Below are 20754 nucleotides of genomic sequence, written 5' to 3' on the forward strand. Positions count from 1 at the left end.
CCGATAAGCGCAAAGCCGCTGCGTCTGTGTGCCGGGAAACAGTTATGATGGAGGGATTGCTTAGTTGTAACCCACATCGGAGGAACATCCATGCCTGAAGCGATTCCCGCACTGGACACAAAAATTCTCGCGGCGGTTGAGGCTCTCAAAGCCAACCCCAAGATTGCCCGCGGCATTGCCACTGCGCTTGAAGAAAGCGACAAGGCGATGAAGGAACAGTGTGAAATCTGCGAAATTCCGGCTCCCACCTTTGAAGAATGCGTGCGCGCGCAGGAAATTGCGCGGCGCATGAAGCTCTACGGCTTAACCGACGTCACGATTGATGAGATCGGCAACGTCGTGGGCCGCCGCCCGGGCAAGGGAAAGGGCCCGTCGCTTGCGTTGGGCGCCCACATGGATACGGTGTTTCCCGCAGGAACCGACGTGACGGTTCATCAGGAAGGCAACCGCTACACCGCGCCCGGCATCGGCGACAACTGCTCGGGGCAGCGTGCTCTTCTTCAGGTTCTGCGCTGCTTTAACGAAACCGGTATTGAAACCGAGGGCGATCTGTGGTTTGTGGGTACCGTCGGCGAAGAAGGCAACGGCGACACCCGCGGCTCCAAGTGGTTTAATGCCCACCACAAGGTGGACGGCTTTATCGCGATCGACAACACCGACGTGGGCCGTATTCTGAAAGGGGCCATCGGCTCTCACCGCTGGCGCGTGAGCATCGACGGCCCTGCCGGCCACTCATACGCCGCCTTCGGCAAGGTCCCGAGCGCCATTCACGCAATGTGCATCGCCGGCGCCAAGGTTGCGCACGTCAAGGTCCCTGAACCCCCGAAGACCACCTTCACGATCGGCACCATCAAGGGCGGCACGACGGTAAACACCATCGCCGCACACTGCGAAGTCGACATCGACATGCGCAGCCTCGATAACGATCACCTTCTTAAGCTTGAGGCCGAAATTCTCAAGTGCTTTGATGAAGGGGCCGCGGAAGAAAACGCGATCTGGAACATCACCGATCCGGAAAAGATGCTTAAGGTTACGAAGACCCAGATCGGCGACCGTCCGGCTGGTGTCAGGCCCGACGACTGCCCGGTGCTACAGACCGCGCGCGCCGCACAGAAGCTTTTGGGCATTGAACTCACAAACTACGGCTACTCCTCAACGGACGCCAATGCCCCTGTGAGTCAGGGAGTACCCGCCACCTGCCTTTCCGCGGGCGGCAAACAGGTCAACAGCCACACACTTAAGGAGTACTTCGACCGCATCGACATTCATCTCGGACCGCAGATGATTTTCCTCACGGCCGCTGCTTTGGTGGGGGCTGAGGATACGACGCCGCTGCTGCCCAAGCGCGCTTAAGCCGCAACTCGGCTGAGAAATTAGGCTCTCACGGGAATCCCCTCTGGCTTTGGCTTGAAGGGATTCATTAGATGTCATACTGCCTTTCGTCACCCCTTCAACCTTTCATGGAGTGGCAAAACATGCGATATTCGCAGGAGTTCAAAGACAACGTCGTAGCGCGCCTGCTGAGCAAGGAGCTCAGCATCTCTGAAGCCGTGGAGCAGTACTCGATCGGCAAATCAACGATCTCGTACTGGCTCAGGATTGCCAGAGAGCAAGCAGNACTGATCGCGGCGGCCTATACACTTTGGGAGAAAATGCACGGCAGGTGACTTGTTTGCCGAAACTGTTCCGTGCGGTCTTTCTGCTCGCGTCCTGCGTCGTCAGCGGAAAACTTTCCTTGAGTACCTTTGAATCATGTCCCTTGCCAAATTTTCCCTCACCGCCTTTGCGGGCCTCATGCTTCTCACAGCCCAACCGTCTTTCGCCTGTACGCTTTTCGGCGCTGCGGGTGAGGGCGTTGTTGGAGGCGGCGGCACGATCCTTGCGAAAACACGTGACGAGCATCCCGGACGGCAGTTCTTTGACATCGTGCGGCCCTCGGACGGTTATGCCTACATGGGGCTTTTCACGGGCCGCAAGGGGCACTTCAATATGGGTGTCAACGAAAAGGGCCTTGTTGTCGCACGCTCCGCATCAGGCGGCATCCCCAAAGAGAAGCGCCTTACCTACGCGCGCTTTGAAAAGGAGGGGTTGCGTGCCCCGGAGTGGATCGCCCGGCATTACGCCACGGTCGATGAGGTGCTCGCTCACCCGGAAATCTTTAAGGAGCCTGTGAATTACATCCTTGCCGACAAAACAAAAGTCGTGGTGGTTGAGGTGATGCCGGGCGGCAAAACCACGGTAAGGGTGACGGAAAAAGGCACGGCCGCACACACCAATCACTTTATCGAACTGGAATCCAAAGCTCTGAACGAAAAGGTGGGGCAGAGCAGCCGCATAAGGCTCGAGAGAATATGCTCGCTTCTTTCTGAAAAAGAGAAGCCTTTTACAACGGACACCTTTATCGCCATGACCCGCGACCGCAACTCGGGGCCGGTAAACAGCATCTGGCGTACGGGCACAAAGCCCGAGGGCTTTCAGACGCTCGCGGCAATGGTGGTAAAGACCCCCAAGGCCGGTCCCCTTGAGGTTTACTTTACGTGGCGAACCCGCGCCATGGATCCCGATTCCCTGCAGACTGTCCGCCGCACGGTGACGCTGGCGGACTTTAGGAAAACGACAGCGGACTTTTTGGCCGGAAAGTGATCAGGCGGTCTTAAGGCGTTTAAGGCTCGCTTCAATGCGCTTTAATCCTTCCGTGAGGCGGCTTCTCGGGCAGGCGATGTTGATTCTGAGGTAGTGGCGCCCCGCATCCTCGCCGTAATTCATGCCGGTGTTAAGCCACACCTTTTCGTGCTCCTTAAGTGAGGCCTGCACCGTGCGGGAGTCTGCGCCGAGGGCTGAAATGTCGACCCACTCAAGATAGGTGCCTTCCAAAGGCATCACGGGAAAGTCAGGAAGGTGTCCGGCAAAAAACGCCCGAAGCGTCCTGTCGTTTTCCTCGATGTAGGCAATGAGCGCGTCAAGCCAGGCTTCTCCTTCGTTATAGGCGGCAACGGCGGCCGCGGGCCCGAAGGGATTGACGTCGCAGACTTCGTTCACGTTAACGGCACGTTCGATTTTGGCGCGAAGCGCGGGGTCGGCGGTGATGATTGAGGCGATCTGAAGCCCGGCGGTGTTAAAGCTCTTGGATGTGCTCGTGTGCATCACGCCCTCTCTGAGGGAATTGCCGTGTGCTGCGGCAAAGGGCGTGTAACGGCGGCCTTTAAACACAAATTCCCCGTGGATTTCGTCTGAAATCACCGTGACCCCGTACGAGATCGTTGATTTGCCGATCGAGTACTGCTCCACGGCTTCAGAGATGCTGAGCTCCTTGCTCAGCAGGCACGCTACGACGTTGTCTTTGAACTCCTGCGAATATCGCATGTTTTGCCACTCCATGAAAGGTTGAAGGGGTGGCGAAAGGTAGCATGACATCTAATGGTACGTAACTGCCGCTCTAGACAAAAGCGGACGAAAAAGAAGGTCTGGAGACCCGCCAAAACAAAACCCGCGCCGGGACCAGGCCTGACGCGAGTTTGGGCTCAGGAGATACGCAGTTACTCTTCAAACGTACCCTTCACGACGATTTCCCCATCACGCATCATCTGCTGACCCAGGGCAAAAACGTGGCGAAGGTTCATGTTCTCGTCAAAGAGGCAGAGGTCGGCGGAACTCCCGGCGGCGACTTCGCCCTTACCTTTGAGTTCCAGCGCCTTTGCAACGTTGCGCGTCAAAAGCGCAAGCGCCGTCTCCATCGGGACGTTGAGCTCTCCGATGAGGCGCTTAAAGTCGCGCAGGTTACTTGCAACGCCGCCCACACCCAAGCCCACCATTTCGCCCTTTTCGTTAAAGCGCGGGACCGAGCCGTGGCCGTCCGAGCTCATCGTGAGATGATCGGCCGGAACGCCTGCTTTGAGCGCTTCAAATGCCGCGTGCGCCGGAGTGGCAAAAGCGCAGGACCCGCCGGTCGTTACGTCCATGTAGCCGCCCGCAACCGCAAACTTCACAGCGCCCTCAAAGACCGCCTTGTCGCGCGCGCAGTGCGTCGGACGGATGTGGCGGATCGGAAAGCCGCGCTTCACGATATCCCCGAAAATTTCAAAGGGCCCGGGGATGGTCCCGAGGTGAATGTGCAGAACCCCGAGTTTTCCTGCCACCATCGCGCCCACGCGGATCTGCGTGAGAAGCCGCAGGACTTCGTCTTCGCTCGGGAAGCTTGAGCGGTGGTCCCCCATCGCGATCTTCACACCCACAACTTCCGGCACGAAAAAGAGGTCGTCGCGCACGCAAGTCGTTAAGGTTGTCGGAGGATAGGCGTAGTTACTCGTGTACATCCACGCAGAAACCCCTTCGGCTTTAAGCGCCCGGATCTTCGCAAGAAGATTCGGAATGGAGCGGGAGGTGCCGTCAGTACCGGAAACACCCACGACGCTTGTGGTGCCGCAGGCGATGAGTTCGGAGAGAACAAGTTCGGGCGTGCGGGTCTTGGGCCCGCCTTCGCCGCCGCCACCGGTGACGTGGATGTGCTGATCAATAAAGCCCGGCGTGAGGATGAGGCCTTTGGCGTCGAGTGTTGCCAGATCCAGCATCGTGACGGTGAGGTTGTCCTCAACGGCCGCCACGCGGTCGTTGACGATGAGGACATCCTTGATGCCGGCGTCAGCCGGCGTATAGACATGAGCGTTTTTAATGAGAAGTGCCATTTGTGTTCACCTTACAAAACGGATCAGAGGAAAAGAAGGGAAGCCGCGACGTTTACGATGATGCCGATGATCATCACCGGAATCGTGCGCCGTATGAGTTCAATGGGCGTAATGCCGGAAATGCCGGACACGGCAATCACAACACCCGCAATCGGACTCATGGCGCGGGAAAGCCCGGCCGCCAACTGCACGGGAACGACCAGGGCAATGGTGTTGTAGCCAACGCTTGCCGCAGCTTCAGGCAGCAAGGGCGAAAACGCGAAGAACGCGGAGTTCCCTGACCCCGTTACAACGGTCGCGATGATCATGATCGCGAGCATGATAAAGAGCATCAGGAAAAGTCCCGAGCCTTCCTGGCTTGCCGCCAACTGAATGAGCGTGCTGATGCCGCCGAGCTTGGTGAGCCCTAGGGCAAAGAGTTCAGCGCAGCAGATAAGGCTCACGGTGGACGTGAAGACCTTACCCATGCCTTCGAAAATCGACTGGCTGTCCTTGCAGCTCGTCTTAAAGGACCGGCGAGTGATGAGATCCACCACGAAGGCAATCAGAACCGAGACGATGATCGCGGTCACAAGGGAGAGTTTTACCGCGCTGTAGACCATCGGAGAAAAGACGATCAGAAGGAAAAGCGGCAGGATCGGGAGAATCGCATAGTGCACGGGACCGGCACCCTCGAAGGCGTCTTTCGTTTTATCCGACGTGTCACCGGCGGGCGTGTCGTCAATGCCTTTGGCGGCTTCGCGGCGGTCAAACCAGCGCTGCACAAGGAAGTGTCCGGCGGCAACGGCAATCATCACGCAGATAGCCACTGGAATCTGGCCCTGCACAAAGTAGGTGACGACATCGGTGTTGATGAGGTCGGCGGCACGCATGGCGTTTGAGGAACCCGGTCCCAGGTCAAGGCAGCACGTGGACGCAATCACCGCAGCGGCTGCGGCACGCCGCACACCGAGCGATACGAGCAGGGGGTAGATCGAGGCCATCAACAGAAGCCCCAGACCCACGGCAGAGTTAATAAACAGCGCCATGAGCTGCCCCACGATGTAGGTGACGGCTAAGAGCAGGTAGGGTGAGCGGATTGCCGCAAGCGGCTTGATGCAGAGCTTTACCAGCGCTTTTGAAGCCCCGATTTTGTTCATGTAAAACGAAAAACCGGCAATCGCCATAATGTTGAGGCCCAGCCCCGGCAGGCGGCTTTTCATCAGATCCGTGAAGGCCTGCGCGAGGTCAAAGCCGAAAAAGTGGGTGCTCGTTTTGGCGCCCACGGGCGGGGTGCCTGTGAGGCCGGCAATCAAGAGCAGAATGAGACCGATGATCAGAAGGATGATCGGCGGGTAGTAGTTTTTAATGACGAAGTACGCAATCGCCGCAACGGCAGCGAGCGTAATGATGACGCCCAGCATGGGAAATGCTCCTTTGGGTTTGTAGAAATTTTTATGATCGAAATTTTAGGTTCTGGTCCGCTCTGATTCAAGATTCTACCCTTTGTTTCACGTTTATGTAAGGGTTTTTACGTACATTTCCCGATAAAATTTTATGGAACGTCTTGCGGCATCGTTGACGCAGCCTGCGCCAAGCGTGCAGCCGTGCGGTTTTGCCGTTGATTTTCAAACTTTCGTCCATATGCAACCATTGAAATCAAATGAAATAATGAAAAATCAACGGTATTGACACGGTGAAGTTTTCCACAAAACCTGTGAACAACCCGCCGCGCAAAAATGAAACGCTCTGAAATCTCAGGAACTTTTATCCGTGCTTAATTTTTAGGCACGGCAAAAGCTGTTTTTGCCGTACGTTTTCGGCATGGTTTGTGTAAACGGGAAGCGGGACGAAAATCGAAAATTAGGCAACTCGCCTTAAGCGGCATTGGCTAACCGCCTCGTCTTTAATTAAGAAAGTCCGAAAGAAAGGGGGCAAAGCCCTAAAAATCCAGCGGAAAAACAGGTTCGCGCGCGTAGACTCGCCCGAATTCTGATGATGGGGTAAAAGAAGATGCATGAAAGGAAGCGTCTTACTCATCTTTTGTTTCACTTATTTTTGTTGGAGCAGTGCAACTATGAGCACCGATGTATCTGGAACGCTCAATAAGCAGGAGTGGAAAACACTCGGGCTTTCTTCGTTGGGCGGGGTTCTGGAGTTTTACGACTTCATTATCGTTTTCTTCTTCGCCAAGATTATTTCGGAACACTTCTTCCCGGCGGGCATCGGCGAGTTCTGGGCACTACTCAACACTTACGGCACGTTTGCCGCAGGGTACCTCGCACGTCCTCTCGGGGGCGTCGTGATGGCGCACTTCGGTGACCGCTTCGGCCGCAAGAACATGTTCATGCTCTCGATTGCGCTGATGGTCATCCCGACCTTTTCTCTGGCGATCGTGCCGACCTATGAAACGATCGGCTACGCGGCGCCCCTGCTGCTCATCCTTGTGCGTATCTGCCAGGGTATCGCAATCGGCGGGGAACTCCCGGGAGCCTGGGTCTTTATTCATGAGCACGCGCCCGCGGGTCAGAAGAACACGTATCTCGGCATCCTGACGGGCTCCGTGACGGCCGGCATTTTGTTGGGCAGCGTTGTGACCCTTGCGATGAACTTTATCTACACGCAGCCGGAACTCCATGACTGGGCCTGGCGTGTTCCCTTTGTCTTGGGCGGTATCTTCGGTCTGATTTCGATCTACCTGCGCCGGTTCCTGCAGGAAACCCCGGTCTTTCAGAAGATGCGCTCGAGCAAGGTTCTTGCCCGCTTCCCCTTAAAGGAAGTGCTTCAGACCTCGCGCTACGGCATCTGGATTTCGATGTTTATTACCTGGGTGCTCACAACCTGTATCGTGATCTTCATTCTGCTGATGCCCACCTTTGCGGGCGGCGTCATGAAGCTCAACCCCTTTAACACGGTGTACTTCCAGCTCTCCGGGCTTGTGTGCATTGTCGCGAGCTGCATGATCACCGGTAAATTGTCGGATCACTTCCGTCCGAGCTCGGTGTGCATTCTCTTTAGTGCCGGGTTTGCTCTCTGCGGGTTCCTCTTCCTCATGGAGCTTTACTCCGGGGCGGTGAACAACACCACGGCCTGGATTCTTTACATGGCGACCTGTTTCTTTGGCGGCATCATGAATTTCTGCCCGATCTTCATGAGCGACGTCTTTGAACCGCGCATCCGCTTCTCGGGTATTTCCTTTGCCTACAACATCGCCTACGCCATCTCGGGCGCCGTGACGCCGCAGCTTGCGTTTGCACTGCACACCTACGGTAAGACGCACCCCGATACGTTCGGTGCGATGGGGCTCGGGTTCTACATCGTTGCGGTGGGGGTGCTCTCCATTCTTACCGCCATGTCGATGGCCAAGGTTTACAGCGGCCGCCGCGAGATTCACGGTATGCGTGAAGCAAGCGCTTATGAACTTAATTCCGCGGCTGTCCGCGCCGATGAGAGCCGCCGCTAAAGCGCCTCATTAATTCGGATGAGAGGGAAAATCCCCGTCACGGTTTTACGACTGCGGCGGGGATTTTTCATGCCGCGCGGCTCCCTACGGTTTATCATGCGCTGACGCTGCGGAAAAGTTTTCCGCACCCCTCATTTCCTTTCGTAAAGCCTGAAGCTGATTTCAGCACTATGACCACCAATATCAATGACATCATGCGGATGCTTCCGCACCGCTATCCGTTTCTGCTGATTGACCGTGTGCTCGAAATCAGCGAGGATCTGACGACCTGCAAGGTTCTGAAAAACGTTACCGCCAACGAACCGCAGTTCACGGGACACTTCCCGGAATTCCCGGTGATGCCCGGTGTGTTGATCATCGAAGCCATGGCGCAGGCCTGTGCGGTGCTTGCGATGTCGCGTTTGACCGAAGAGCAGAAAAAAGAGAAGGCGCTCTTTTACTTTGCCGGTATTGATGAAGCGCGCTTTAAGCGCGTGGTGATCCCCGGAGACCAGCTCATTTTTGAGTGCAAGTACATCAAGGACCGTGCCGGTATCGGCTGGTACGAAGCCGTTGCAACCGTTGACGGCCACGTTGCCGCCACCGCCAAGATGATGTGCGCCCGCCGTCCGGTGGAATAACGCACGGATAAATCTGTCCCCAATCTGTTGAGCCGCGCAAGATTTTTTCTCAAACTCTTGCGCGGTTTCGTTTTTGTGAGGACAATACCGTACAAACTTCTGCGGAGATAAAACTATGCCGGTCATTCATCCGTCAAGCCTTGTGGATCCGAAGGCTGAGCTCGATGAGAGCGTTGTCGTAGGTCCCTTCTGTATCGTTGAAGGCAAGGTGAAAATCGGAGCGGGTACTGTTCTCATGAGTCACGTGACCGTGAGGGGCTCTACGACCGTCGGCAAGGGTAACCGCATCTTTCAGGGCGCTGCGATCGGCTGCGAACCCCAGGACAAAAAGTACGCCGGTGAAGACACCGTCCTCATTGTCGGAGACAATAACGTCATCCGCGAAAACTGCACGCTTTCCATCGGCACCGTCCAGGACGAGGGGATTACGCGGGTGGGAAGCGGAAACCTTCTGATGGCCAACGTCCACGTTGCGCACGACTGCAAGGTGGGCGACAACACGATCATTGCCAATAACTGCGCTTTAGCCGGCCATGTCACCGTCGAAGACTACGCCGTGATCGGGGGCCAGACGGGCCTGCATCAGTTCACGCGCGTCGGGCGCCGGGCCATGGTCGGGGGCGCCTCCGGCATTTTGCGTGATGTGCCCCCCTTTATGATCTGCTCGGGTAACCCTGCGCAGCCCCACGGCCTCAACCTCGTGGGTCTGCGCCGCGCCGGGTTTTCGGCCGAACTCTTAAAGCTTCTCAAAGACTGCTATCACGCGATTTACCGGGAAGGAAACCTTGTTTCCGATGCCGTCGCCGAAATGCAGACGATTATTGACGGGGCTCCGGAAGAATACCGTGCGGAACTCACGCACCTGAAGGACTTCGTTCAAAACAGCCCCCGCGGCATCATCCGATGACGGGTGCAGTGACGGCCCTGGTGCCCGCGGTGTCGCGCTCCCCTTCAAGCGGCGTTGCCTGGCTTGCGGGTGAGGCAAGCGGCGACTTTCTCGCCAGCCTCGTTCTCCCGGAACTTGAGCGCCGCATGGGAGGGGCCCTGCAGTTCGGTATCGGTGGCGAAAAGATGCTTGAAGCCGGGCTTTTTCCCTGGTATACGAGTGACCGCCTCTCGGTGATGGGGTACGTCGAGGTTTTAAAGAAACTCCCGTCCCTTTTGTGGCTCAGAAGCCGCATGATCAGCCGCATCAAGACCCTGCACCCCCGCGCCTTTATCGGCGTGGATGCGCCTGACTTCAACCTCGGCATTGAAACGGCCCTAAGGCGTGAAGGGATCCCCACGGTGCATTTTGTCTCGCCCTCGATTTGGGCGTGGCGGCCCGAGCGCATTGAAAAGATCCGGCGGGCTGCGGACCACGTGCTTCTCATCTTTCCCTTTGAAAAGACGATCTACGATCAGGCGGGGATTCCGGCAACCTACGTGGGGCACCCTTTGGCGGGCATCATTCCGATGAAGCCCGACCCCGCGGCCGCGCGCGCGGAACTCGGTCTGGATACAAAGGGGGAGCCCCTTTTTGCGGTTCTGCCCGGGTCGCGCGTGAGTGAAGTCTCCGGGTGCGCCCCCATTTTCTTTCAGGCGTGCGAGCGGCTGCTTGAGAGGCTTGGGGCCGGATACTTTGTGATTCCGGCGGTCGATGACGCCCGCCGCGCGCAGATTGAAAACGCGGTGAAAAAGTATCCGCGGATCGCGGAGAGAACCACCGTCATTACCGGTAAAAGCCACCGGGTGCTTGAAGCCAGTGACGCCGTGATGACGGCTTCGGGTACCGCAGCCCTTGAAGCGGCGCTCTATAAAAAGCCGATGGTCGTGGGGTACGTCATGCCGGGGTTGACGGCCATGATGTTTCGTAAAAAAGGGCTCATCCCGTACGTGAGCCTGCCGAACATACTGCTGCAAAGCGTGGTGGTGCCGGAGTTTCTGCAGTACTTCTGTACGCCTGACGCCCTCGCGTGCGGCCTCATTCATGAGATGCGGCCCTCCCGCGCCGCGGAACTCGCCGAGCGCTTTACGGCGCTGCATGAGTCGCTTCTTCGGCCGACGGCGGATCTCGCTGTCGACGCGATTATGTCGGTTTTCCGGTAGCAGGCAGAGCGCAAAGCGGACACCGCGACGGGGCTACCTGCGGGCCGCTGATGCGTTTTAATTTCTGATAATTAATATGTTTTTTTAATATCAGTTATCTGATTTTCTTAACGCGGTTAAGCTTAACGGCGTTAAGAAATTTGTAACCGTTTAAAGTGCTGCCGGCCTAATTCCTTCGGAGACTGACGGGAGGGTGCCCTGGGCCGCTACAATGAGGGCTTCGTCCCCTTCGAACTTTCCGCCTGTTTCATGTCCGCTGCTGTTATTCCCGTCATTGACCGTGAGCACGCACGCGCTGCGGTTTTGTCGTTGCCGGTGCCCGTCACGGGGGCCGTGCGCGAAGAAGGCGGACGCATTATCGACACGCGGGGGCGGCCTTTGAGAGACCTCAGAATTTCGGTCACCGATGCCTGCAATTTCCGCTGCAGCTACTGCATGCCCAAGGAAAAGTTTCCGAGCCGCCATCAGTTTCTCGCGCACACGGAGCTTCTCACCTTTGAAGAAATCGAGCGGCTCGTGAGAATCTTTGTAAAGCTCGGAATCGAAAAGGTGCGGCTGACCGGGGGAGAGCCGCTGTTGCGCAAGCACGTCGATGTGCTCGTTCATAAACTAAAAGGCATCCGCACGCGGGAGGGGCAGCCCCTTGACGTTGCGATGACCACGAACGCGACGCTTCTGGCGCGCATGGCAGGCAAACTCAAGGCCGCGGGCCTAAACCGCGTCACGGTGAGTCTGGACGCTCTGTCAGAACCCCTTTTTCAGTCGATTAACGACGTGGGATTTCCGGCCGCCAAGGTTCTGGAAGGCATTGACGCGGCACGCGCCGCGGGCTTAAGCGTTAAGGTTAATACCGTTGTGAAGCGCGGCATGAACGAAGGTGAAGTCCTCCCTTTGTGTGAGCACTTCAGAAACACCGGCATTGTGCTGCGCTTCATTGAATACATGGATGCGGGGACAGCCAACGGCTGGCGCATGGACGAGGTGGTGCCCTCAAGCGAGCTCGTTCAGAGGATTTCCGCAAAGTGGCCCTTAAAACCGGTTGATGCCTGTTACCGCGGGGAGGTGGCCTCGCGCTGGGCCTACGCCGACGGCGCGGGCGAAGTGGGCTTTATCAGTTCGGTGACGCAGGCTTTCTGCCGGGACTGCACCCGGGCAAGGCTCTCGGTCGAAGGCGGGCTTTTTCTGTGCCTTTTTGCCGACCGGGGCTATGACATCCGCACGATGCTTCGGGGCGGCGCCACCGACGAAGAAATTCTCGAGGCGGTGGCGCGCATCTGGACCAACCGCGACAACCACTATTCCGAAATCCGCACGGAGGCAACGGCGGGATTAAGGCGCGTAGAAATGCAGTACATCGGCGGCTAATCCGTTGTTGTTAAAAGAAAAGCCGGTTCCCCGAGTGAGGAAACCGGCTTTGCCGTTAAACGGTCAGATTACTTGAAAAGAGGGGCGACGAGCTCGGCTTCGTGGGCGAGTTCGGCGACGGTCTTGTCTAACCGCGCCTTGGCTTCACCTTCAAAGTTAAGGCCCTTCACGATTTCATAGTTACCCTTGCCGTCACAGGTGCAGGGCATACCGCAGATGAGGCCTTCGGGGATGCCGTAGGAGCCGTCGCTCGGAACACCCATCGTGACCCAGCCGCCGTTGCTGCCCAGGAACCAGTCGTGCATGTGATCAATCGCCGCAGCAGCTGCGGAAGCCGCAGAGCTTGCGCCGCGGGCTTCAATAATCGCCGCGCCGCGCGTGCTCACCGTCGGGATGAAGTCCTTTTCGTACCATTCGGCGTCAACGAGGTCCGCGGCCTTCTTGCCTGCAATTTCGCAGTTGCGGATATCCGGGTACATGGTGTTGGAGTGATTGCCCCAGACGGCCATGCGGCGGATTTCAGCTACGGGCGTCCCTGTCTTGGCGGAAAGCTGAGCCAAGGAGCGGTTGTGGTCAAGGCGCAGCATCGCATTAAAGCAGGTTGCAGACAACGAGGGCGCCGACTTCATGGCGATGTAGGCGTTCGTGTTGCAGGGGTTGCCGACAACGAGAACCTTCACGTCGCGGGCGGCGACTTCGTCAAGGGCCTTACCCTGAACGGTGAAGATTGCGCCGTTCGCGGACAAGAGTTCACTTCTGTCCATGCCCTTGGTACGCGGGCGGGCGCCAACGAGGAGCGCAGCCTGCGCGTCACGGAAAGCGACCTTCGGGTCGCTCGTGGCGATCATGTCGGCTACCAGTGGGAAGGCGCAGTCGGAGAGTTCCATCATCACGCCCTTTAACCGCTGTGCGCTTTCCGGCGTGTCGCGTTCAAGCAGCTGCAGGATCACGGGCTGGTCCGGGCCGAGCATGTCGCCCGCGGCAATGCGGAAAAGCAGGGAATAACCGATCTGGCCGGCAGGGCCGGTCACGGCAACGCGAATAGGCTTCTTCATTTTTTGTGATCCTAAAGTTGACTGGAAGTGCCGCGCGTGTCTGATAGGAGGGCACTGACGGCTGAGGTCTCGTGATTCTACATTTTCAAAGAACGGGTTTTTCGTGATGCCGTTCCTGAAATATGTTCAGAGCGATATTTTCGGACGACTCTATAGGAAACAAACTATAGAGTGCAAGAAGATTTATCAGAAACCGGAAAGGGGAGGACGCTGCCGGGGCTTTAGAGTGCCCCGGCAGCGCAAAGACTTACGCGTTGCGCGTTTTTTCGAGGTGAAGTTTCGCGATGATGGTCGCAGCGATCTCTTCAATGGACTTGGTGGTGGAATTGAGCCATTCGATACCGTTTGTGTGCATCAGGTTTTCGGCGGCTTCAATTTCGGCGCGGCAGTTTTCAATGCTCGCGTACCGGGATCCCGGACGGCGCTCGTTGCGGATTTCGCTTAGGCGCTCGGGCTTAATGGAAAGTCCGAAGAGTTTGCTGTGAAGCGGCTCAAGGGCTTCGGGGAGCGTCCCGCGGTCAAAGTCCTCGGGAATTAAGGGGTAGTTGGCGACCTTAATGCCGAACTGCATCGCAAGAAAGAGGCTCGTGGGCGTTTTGCCTGAGCGCGAGACGCCCACCAAAATGACGTCGGCCTGATCCAGGCCCCGGTTTGTCTGACCGTCGTCGTGCGTAAGCGTGTAGTCGATCGCGGCAATACGCTGGTTGTAGCGCTCTTCGTTCTGAATCTTGTGCGTTGCGCCCACGGTGTGGGTGCTTTTCATGCCGAGCTCACGCTCCATCGGGCCCACAAACGAACGGAAGAGCTCGACCTGAAAGCCCGGCGCTTGCTTTAGGAAGGCCTGCGAAATCGTGGGGTCCACAAACGTGGAGAAAACGAGGGGACGCACGCCGGTTTCAGCCTGCACGCGGCTGATGCGCTCAGCAACCTGATGGGCTTTTTCCACGGAATCCACAAACGGGATGCGGTGCTGCTCGTAGACCAAATCCGGGAACTGGGTCATCACGGAGTGCGCGAGGGTTTCGGCCGTGATGGCTGTGCCGTCGCTCACGATGAAAACAGGACGCCAATTTTTGTTTTGCTCAGCCATTTTGTGTGAAGAAAGCTGGTTGTCGGAGGTGGCGGCATTGTATCAGCCGTATGACAGACGCATGACAGAGCGGGGAGGGCGGGCGGCGGCGTCGCCGGCTGAATCCTTTCTCTTAGATCAACCTTCTTCTTAATCCTGTGCTCCTTTGTGACAGGCCCGTTACAAAAGGGGCTTTGCGCGCGGCGTTTGGGCCGCGAAGCGGCTACAATGGCGGCACGTTTTAAAACCCCTTTGCGTTTTTCTAAACGAGGATCAAATGGTTCAAGGCCGTTACGTATTCCCTTTCAGCCAGCTTCGCATGACCGACGTTGACCGCGTCGGCGGCAAAAATGCCTCCCTGGGCGAACTTTTAAGTCAGCTTACCGATGCGGGCATCCGTGTTCCGGACGGCTTTGCCACCACGGCCGAAGCCTTCCGCCTCTTTATTAAGGAAAGCGGCCTTGAGGACCGTATCGCCAAGCGCCTCGCGGCTCTTGACGTGGAGGATGTGAAGGCGCTCGCCGAAGCCGGCGCCGAAATCCGCCGCTGGATTGAAGAGGCGCCGTTTCCTGCGGAACTCGAAAAGGAAATCCGCGCGTTTTACGAGTGGCTCAAAGACGGCCAGGACGAAATTTCCGTGGCGGTGCGCTCTTCGGCAACCGCTGAAGACCTCCCGGACGCCTCCTTTGCCGGCCAGCAGGAAACGTACCTCAACGTCGTCGGGATCGATCAGGTCCTTTCCCGCATGAAGGAAGTGTTCGCGTCGCTTTATAACGACCGCGCGATCAGCTACCGCGTCCACAAGGGCTTTACCCACATGGAAGTGGCGCTTTCCGCGGGCGTGCAGAGAATGTGCCGCTCGGATAAAGGTGCCGCAGGCGTCATGTTTACGCTTGACACCGAAAGCGGCTTTGATCAGGTTGTTTTTGTGACCGCGAGCTACGGCCTGGGTGAAACCGTCGTTCAGGGTGCCGTGAACCCCGACGAATTCTTCGTGCATAAGCCGAGCCTTGCCGCGGGCAAGTACCCGATCGTGCGCCGCACTTTGGGCAGTAAGCTCATCAAGATGGAGTTTGATCCGGAAAAAGCCTCCGGGCGCTCGGTTCGCACGGTTGACGTGGAACCCGAAGACCGCCGCCGCTTTGCGCTCACCGACGACGACGTCATTGAACTTGCGAAATTTGCCTGCATCATTGAAAAGCACTACGGCCGTCCCATGGATATTGAATGGGGTAAAGACGGCATCGACGGCAAGATCTACATTCTGCAGGCGCGGCCTGAGACCGTGAAGAGCCGTCAGAACACCGCCGACGTGCAGCAGAAATTTACTCTGAAGAGCCGCGGCAAGGTCCTTGCCGAAGGCCGCGCCATCGGTCAGAAGATCGGTGCGGGTCCGGTGAGAATCGTTGCTGACGCCAGCGAAATGGACCGCGTGCAAAAGGGTGATGTGCTTGTCACCGACATGACCGACCCCAACTGGGAACCGGTGATGAAGAAGGCGAGCGCCATTGTCACGAACCGCGGCGGCCGTACCTGCCACGCGGCCATCATTGCCCGCGAACTCGGTATTCCGGCGGTTGTGGGGTGCGGTGACGCGACCGAATCGCTCACCGAAAACGAACCCGTCACGGTGAGCTGCGCCGAAGGCGACACCGGTTACATCTACGGCGGCATCCAGGACTTTGCCGTTGAAGAAGTGCGCCGCGGGGCGCTTCCCGAGATCCCCGTGAAGGTCATGATGAACATCGGCAACCCGCAGCTTGCCTTTGACTTCTGCCAGATTCCGAATAAGGGCGTGGGCCTTGCGCGTCTGGAATTCATCATCAACAACAATATCGGCGTGCATCCCAAGCTCTGCCTTGATTACCCGAATATTCCGAGTGAACTCCGCGACAAGCTTGAACGCATCTCCGCGGGCTACAAGTCGCCCCTGGACTTCTTCGTGAGTAAGCTCGCCGAAGGTGTGGCAACGATTGCCTGCGCCTTCTGGCCCAAGAAGGTGATCGTGCGTCTGTCGGACTTTAAGAGCAACGAGTACCGTAAGTTGACGGGCGGCGCTCTGTACGAACCGGAAGAAGAAAACCCCATGCTGGGTTTCCGCGGTGCAAGCCGCTACATCGCCCACAGCTTTGCGGACTGCTTCGAACTCGAATGCCGTGCCATGAAGCGCGTGCGAGACGAAATGGGGCTCACCAACGTTGAACTCATGGTGCCCTTTGTCCGTACCATCGATGAAATCAAGGAAACCGTGGCGGTTCTTGAAAAGAACGGCTTAAAGCGCGGTGAAAACGGTCTGCGCCTCAACATGATGTGCGAAATTCCGTCCAACGCCCTTTTGGCAGACGAATTCCTTGACTACGTCGACGGCTTCTCGATCGGTTCCAACGACCTCACGCAGTTGACGCTCGGCCTTGACCGTGACTCGGGCCTGGTCGCCAAGAGCTTTGACGAGCGCAACGCCGCTGTGAAGAAGCTCCTTTCGATGGCGATTAAGACCTGCCGTGCACGCGGCAAGTACGTGGGTATCTGCGGTCAGGGGCCGTCCGATCACGCCGACTTTGCGGCCTGGCTCATGGAAGAGGGGATTGAGTCCATTTCTCTGAACCCCGACACCGTGGTCGATACGTGGCGTAAGCTCGCCAAGATCGGTAAGGCATAACCGGTCAGTTTCCGGGACAGCGACTGCTACCGGAAACGCACACCCGGCCGCGGACATGAGAGAATTGTCGGGCCGGGTTTTCTTTTTTCTTAAGATAGGAAGTCAACGGCCATGGGTGATATTGACCGTCGGGACGTGGATTTGGTGATGCAGGCGTTGCCGCCTCAGGCGAGGATTGCCCTCGATGCGCTCTCTGAACTTCAGAAGCGCCCCGCCGAAGATGTTTTACGGGACGAAATCGCCAAGTACATTGCGGGCAGGCTCCCTGCAATCGACATTGATTCGGCGCTCTCTGCCCTGCAGCAGACGGCCTACCAGGCCGGTTACCTCATCGGGCGGCTGCGCCGGATGTCGCGGAAATTCGGTGAAGACTAAAAGGGCCACCCTTTAAGCCGCCAGGCGGCGTCCCACAAAATCCATTCAAGCCGGCAGGACGTGAGGTAGTTTTCCGTCATCCGTGCGCTGTTTTCTGCGGTTTCTCTAGCTGCGAACCGGTCCGCGAGCCCCACAGCTTTTTTAACGGTCTCTGAATACGCCGGATCGCCGTAGGTACCGAGCCACGCCTGGTAGGGATTGCCGGGCGCCACGTTTGCGGCAATCATTTTTCCCACGGTTTCATAAAGCGTAAAGCAGGGCAAAAGTGCCGCCCAGGCGGCGCCGACTGAGCTGTCAAGCGTGGCCTTGGCTTCCCAGCTCACATAAAAAAGGGTTGAGGGTTTGACGCGCGTGAGTGCTGTGATGTCGCGGCCGTCTCTGAGTTTTTCAATCAGTTCAAGCATCCAGACTTCGGTCTGTGCCGTTTCTTTAATCCATTGCGTAAGAAGCCTGCGGTCGGCGGCGTCGGTGAGACGCTTTTCAACGCGCGTGAGGCTCTCACCGTAACCCTTGAGGTAAATGACGTTTTGTGCGAGATACCAGAGGACCTTTTCACGGGCGATGGTGCCTGAGGCGAGTTCCTGCAGGAAAGGATGCGCGAGAACGGCGTCGGTTACGGAGCGCGTGCGGGCGAAGGCCTCAGCTGACCACGAAGCGGCAGCGGGGACTGTGAACGGGATGCCTGCAGCCGCGAGGGCGGCCGTCTGCGTTAAAAAGGAGCGGCGGGAGAGAAGAGCTGACATAACGGAGCTTGAAGTACAGAGTAACCGTATTTTGCACGTGTCAGCCAAGAATGGAGAAGGATCGGGGCAATCGTAAGCCAGATCTTTGAAAAGCCAGGGATTTTCGGTGATATTTTCCTTTCGGAGCGGATATGGTTCTGCTGCGGCCGCCTTCGTCCTCGGGATGGAAGGCCACCAAAGTGGCAGAACTCAGACCATTTTCGCCGTGGCCGGCCGAAGGCGTTGCTTCCGCGTCCGAAAACGGTGGAAGGGAGCTTGCCTCGAGAAAGAAAATAGATTTTGGACACTGACTTCTGATGAACTCAGTGATTTCACGGGAGGACAATCCACGTCCATATAAATCGATGATGGCGTCATCGAAGTCATTGAAATGCTGTGAGTGCTTGAGTACCAGGCGGGGAACATAAGTCCCCTTGCGATCGCGGGGAACCTGGATTTCTAAATCGCCTTTATTGCCGTGAAGCGTTTTCTTGCTGTACCCATTGGGTTTGTTTTCAACGCGCTCAGCCGACGATTCCTCTTCGTTGAGGTTTTCGTCTTCCTGTGTCAAATGGTGCTTCAGTTCCCCTTGCAGGGCGGCGTTGATGAAGCGTTGGGCTACGATCTTCATCGCTTCGTTGAAAGGAGCCTGCGTTAAGGCCGTTAAGCCGCCGGCTTCCATCAGTTGCTCTACGGCATCGTTCAGAATGACCTGCTGCGGTCGGTAAATTTTACGGTGTCGTTTATTTTGGGTGTACGGTGTGCCACGGTGATTCCTTTCGCGCCCTACGGGAGCGCTGTTGTCGCCTGGACACAAAAAAACTTGCATCCCAGAGAAGCGAAATCCATCGCACCCGAGTCCTCACGGTTTTATTACGCCTCCGGAGATCGCGCAATCTTTGCGGCAGAAGGCAATGCCGTAGGTGTACTGCTTGCTGCAGCGAAGCCGATCCAAATAGGCGGTATAGCGCTTGTCTTTAATCTGCTCAAGCGCAGCATCGGCAAGGTCATACATATCTTCCGGTTTTTCACACCGTTTGATTTCGATGATGACCCCTGCGCGCTTGGATCCCACGCCGTGGTTAAAAATGATGTCGGCGAAACCGTCGCCGGCCTCAACGTTGGATCGCAGATCATTGGCACAGGAGCCGGCGCAACTGAGCAGAGCTGTCAGAAAACCGTGGTAATAGTTTTCCGCGGGTGCTTTCGTCGCGGTGTCTCGAATGGAAATATAGTTGTTCAACAAGGGAACCAGAACCTCGGCCATCTTATCGAGATCACCGGCTAAGGCCGCTTTTGCAAAGTCCTGCCCGTACGTCACGAATTCATTATTCGCATCCGAGAAACGCGTCTTGATGTTGTTGACAAAGGAGTCTCGAATCTCTGCGTTTGGGATGCGGACGCGGTACGCATTGGGAGCGCTCAACTGCCCTTCGACGGTCAGGTATCCGCAATAGAGCAGCAAAGTCCAGAAGTCCTGGGACTTGTGCTGAACGAAGTCACCGTAAGTGAGCTTTTCATTGAGCGTCAGATCGATTGACTTGCCGTCGATAAGATCCTGCATCCGATCGGCATCATCGCTTGCGATAAAACCGAGGAATTCATCAATGACTTCATTTCCGCTCGTTTTGTCCCAGAAATTTTCCGGCGCATAGCCGGCAATATCACCGCTTGCGAGGGCTTTGGAGGCAAAATTGATCACATCCCACGGACAGTAAATTTCACTGCGGTAAAAGCGATAGCCGTCATACCAATAACGGACGTCCTCAAAACGGGACTCCATCCCATAGTAATTCAGCAGTGTTTCGACCTCTTTTGGTGTGAAACCAATAACATCACTCAACTCTTGGTCTTGAGAACACACCGTGTTGACGTCGAAATTATTAACACCGGTAAAGATGCTTTCTTTACTGACGCGCAAACATCCGGTTAGTACTGATTTCTTAAGATAAGGAGCGGCATCAAATTTAAGGTTGGGTTGAGGCTTGAGTACTTTGCCCAACAATTGTCGGATGAACTCCAACATTTGATCATAATGGTCCTTGTGCGAGGACTTCGCAAGCGGAACGTCGTACTCGTCAATCAACAAAACAACCTGGCGGCCGAAATGCTTGGACAGGAATTGCACCATGTCCGCTAAAAAAGACTGTGCCTCGGTTTGGTGCACAATGTCTTTCAAGTAATCGAAAGAGCGATACCGATTAAAGGCTGCTTTCTCCTCTGGAAGGAGATTAGGACTGTCCGACAAAAATGAGCAACTTTGGGCCAGATTGCTGGCGGTCTTGGCAAATTCAATGTAAGCGCGTTCAAAGGTACCGCCGAATGTGTCCTTAAACGATAGAAAAAGGACAGGGTACTGGCCCATGAAATCGTGGCAGAAGTCGGAATGCTTCAGGATGTTCAGACCGGCAAACAGTTTTTCGTGTTGGGCTGTGGCCCCCGGCTGATCAAAATCAATCTGCAGAAAGCTCTTGAGCGTGTCCATGAAAAGCGTCTTGCCGAAACGGCGCGGCCGAGTGATCAGCAACACGCGGCTTTCCGACTCCATCAGCGTCTTGATGAAATCCGTCTTATCAACGTAATAACAATTGTTCCGGATCATGTCCGGAAAATTTTCATTGCCGACGGCCAATTTCTTCAGCATGGCGGAAGTCTCTTTGAAAAGAACAGCACTTAA

The 20754-nt window shown here is 56.6% G+C and carries 16 protein-coding genes and 1 pseudogene; 9 read left to right on the top strand and 8 right to left on the bottom strand.

Translation table 11 applies throughout. The features are described 5' to 3' along the window. Positions 1–90 precede the first annotated feature (90 nt). Complete coding sequence (locus BQ7486_RS11180; protein ID WP_074010055.1) at positions 91–1353, top strand: M20/M25/M40 family metallo-hydrolase; 1263 nt, start codon at positions 91–93, stop codon at positions 1351–1353. A 399-nt stretch (positions 1354–1752) separates the two neighbouring features. Beyond that, positions 1753–2643 carry a carcinine hydrolase/isopenicillin-N N-acyltransferase family protein gene (locus BQ7486_RS11190; protein WP_074010057.1) on the top strand — a complete coding sequence of 297 codons (891 nt, stop codon included), beginning with the start codon at positions 1753–1755 and terminating at the stop codon, positions 2641–2643. Here BQ7486_RS11190 and BQ7486_RS11195 read toward each other — a convergent pair whose 3' ends face one another. From BQ7486_RS11195 to dcuC, 3 genes are all read right to left on the bottom strand, one after another. Beyond that, entirely contained in the window at positions 2644–3363 is a 720-nt protein-coding gene (locus BQ7486_RS11195) for an aminotransferase class I/II-fold pyridoxal phosphate-dependent enzyme (RefSeq protein WP_162272268.1), read from the bottom strand. Between the two features lie 173 nt (positions 3364–3536). Then, positions 3537–4682, bottom strand: coding sequence for a beta-aspartyl-peptidase (gene iadA, locus BQ7486_RS11200; RefSeq protein ID WP_074010059.1), 1146 nt, complete (start codon positions 4680–4682; stop codon positions 3537–3539). Positions 4683–4705: 23 nt separating this feature from the next. Then, positions 4706–6085 (bottom strand): C4-dicarboxylate transporter DcuC, encoded by a 1380-nt coding sequence (gene dcuC / locus BQ7486_RS11205; protein WP_074010060.1) that lies wholly within the window; start codon positions 6083–6085, stop codon positions 4706–4708. 653 nt (positions 6086–6738) lie between these two features. On the opposite strand from dcuC, the gene BQ7486_RS11210 reads away from it, so the two are divergent. From BQ7486_RS11210 to moaA, 5 genes are all read left to right on the top strand, one after another. After that, positions 6739–8124: an MFS transporter gene (locus tag BQ7486_RS11210; protein WP_084765934.1), complete on the top strand. Its 1386-nt coding sequence runs from the start codon at positions 6739–6741 to the stop codon at positions 8122–8124. A gap of 170 nt (positions 8125–8294) precedes the next feature. After that, positions 8295–8744, top strand: a complete 450-nt coding sequence (gene fabZ / locus BQ7486_RS11215) for a 3-hydroxyacyl-ACP dehydratase FabZ (protein WP_022373165.1) — start codon at positions 8295–8297, stop codon at positions 8742–8744. Positions 8745–8859: 115 nt separating this feature from the next. After that, positions 8860–9651 carry an acyl-ACP--UDP-N-acetylglucosamine O-acyltransferase gene (lpxA, locus tag BQ7486_RS11220; RefSeq protein ID WP_022373164.1) on the top strand — a complete coding sequence of 264 codons (792 nt, stop codon included), beginning with the start codon at positions 8860–8862 and terminating at the stop codon, positions 9649–9651. Beyond that, entirely contained in the window at positions 9648–10832 is a 1185-nt protein-coding gene (gene lpxB, locus BQ7486_RS11225; protein ID WP_022373163.1) for a lipid-A-disaccharide synthase, read from the top strand. The genes lpxA and lpxB overlap by 4 nt, the downstream gene beginning before the upstream one ends. A gap of 249 nt (positions 10833–11081) precedes the next feature. Further along, the gene (gene moaA, locus BQ7486_RS11230) at positions 11082–12197 is read left to right on the top strand and encodes a GTP 3',8-cyclase MoaA (protein ID WP_074010061.1); all 1116 of its coding nucleotides are present in this window, start codon (positions 11082–11084) and stop codon (positions 12195–12197) included. A gap of 68 nt (positions 12198–12265) precedes the next feature. On the opposite strand, the gene BQ7486_RS11235 is transcribed toward moaA, so the two are convergent. Both BQ7486_RS11235 and ppsR read right to left on the bottom strand, forming a co-directional pair. Further along, positions 12266–13252, bottom strand: a complete 987-nt coding sequence (locus BQ7486_RS11235) for a malate dehydrogenase (protein ID WP_022373161.1) — start codon at positions 13250–13252, stop codon at positions 12266–12268. Positions 13253–13499: 247 nt separating this feature from the next. Continuing rightward, positions 13500–14342: a posphoenolpyruvate synthetase regulatory kinase/phosphorylase PpsR gene (gene ppsR, locus BQ7486_RS11240; protein ID WP_074010062.1), complete on the bottom strand. Its 843-nt coding sequence runs from the start codon at positions 14340–14342 to the stop codon at positions 13500–13502. A gap of 256 nt (positions 14343–14598) precedes the next feature. Here ppsR and ppsA point away from each other — a divergent pair, with 256 nt between their 5' ends. Together ppsA and BQ7486_RS11250 are read left to right on the top strand one after the other, a co-directional pair. Next, complete coding sequence (gene ppsA / locus BQ7486_RS11245) at positions 14599–16980, top strand: phosphoenolpyruvate synthase (RefSeq protein ID WP_074010063.1); 2382 nt, start codon at positions 14599–14601, stop codon at positions 16978–16980. A gap of 111 nt (positions 16981–17091) precedes the next feature. Further along, positions 17092–17355 carry a hypothetical protein gene (locus BQ7486_RS11250; RefSeq protein WP_074010064.1) on the top strand — a complete coding sequence of 88 codons (264 nt, stop codon included), beginning with the start codon at positions 17092–17094 and terminating at the stop codon, positions 17353–17355. Here the strand turns inward: BQ7486_RS11250 and BQ7486_RS11255 are convergent. The 3 genes and pseudogenes from BQ7486_RS11255 to BQ7486_RS11265 all read right to left on the bottom strand — a co-directional run bounded on the left by BQ7486_RS11255 (position 17352) and on the right by BQ7486_RS11265 (position 20721). After that, positions 17352–18098, bottom strand: a complete 747-nt coding sequence (locus tag BQ7486_RS11255; RefSeq protein WP_074010065.1) for a TenA family protein — start codon at positions 18096–18098, stop codon at positions 17352–17354. The genes BQ7486_RS11250 and BQ7486_RS11255 overlap by 4 nt on opposite strands. A gap of 283 nt (positions 18099–18381) precedes the next feature. Further along, positions 18382–18824 (bottom strand): annotated as a pseudogene (locus BQ7486_RS12560) (transposase); the annotation flags it as partial. Positions 18825–18939: 115 nt separating this feature from the next. After that, positions 18940–20721, bottom strand: a complete 1782-nt coding sequence (locus tag BQ7486_RS11265; protein ID WP_074010067.1) for an AAA family ATPase — start codon at positions 20719–20721, stop codon at positions 18940–18942. Positions 20722–20754 lie beyond the last annotated feature (33 nt).

It is taken from the genome of Duodenibacillus massiliensis (assembly GCF_900128485.1).
GTDB lineage: Bacteria > Pseudomonadota > Gammaproteobacteria > Burkholderiales > Burkholderiaceae_F > Duodenibacillus > Duodenibacillus massiliensis.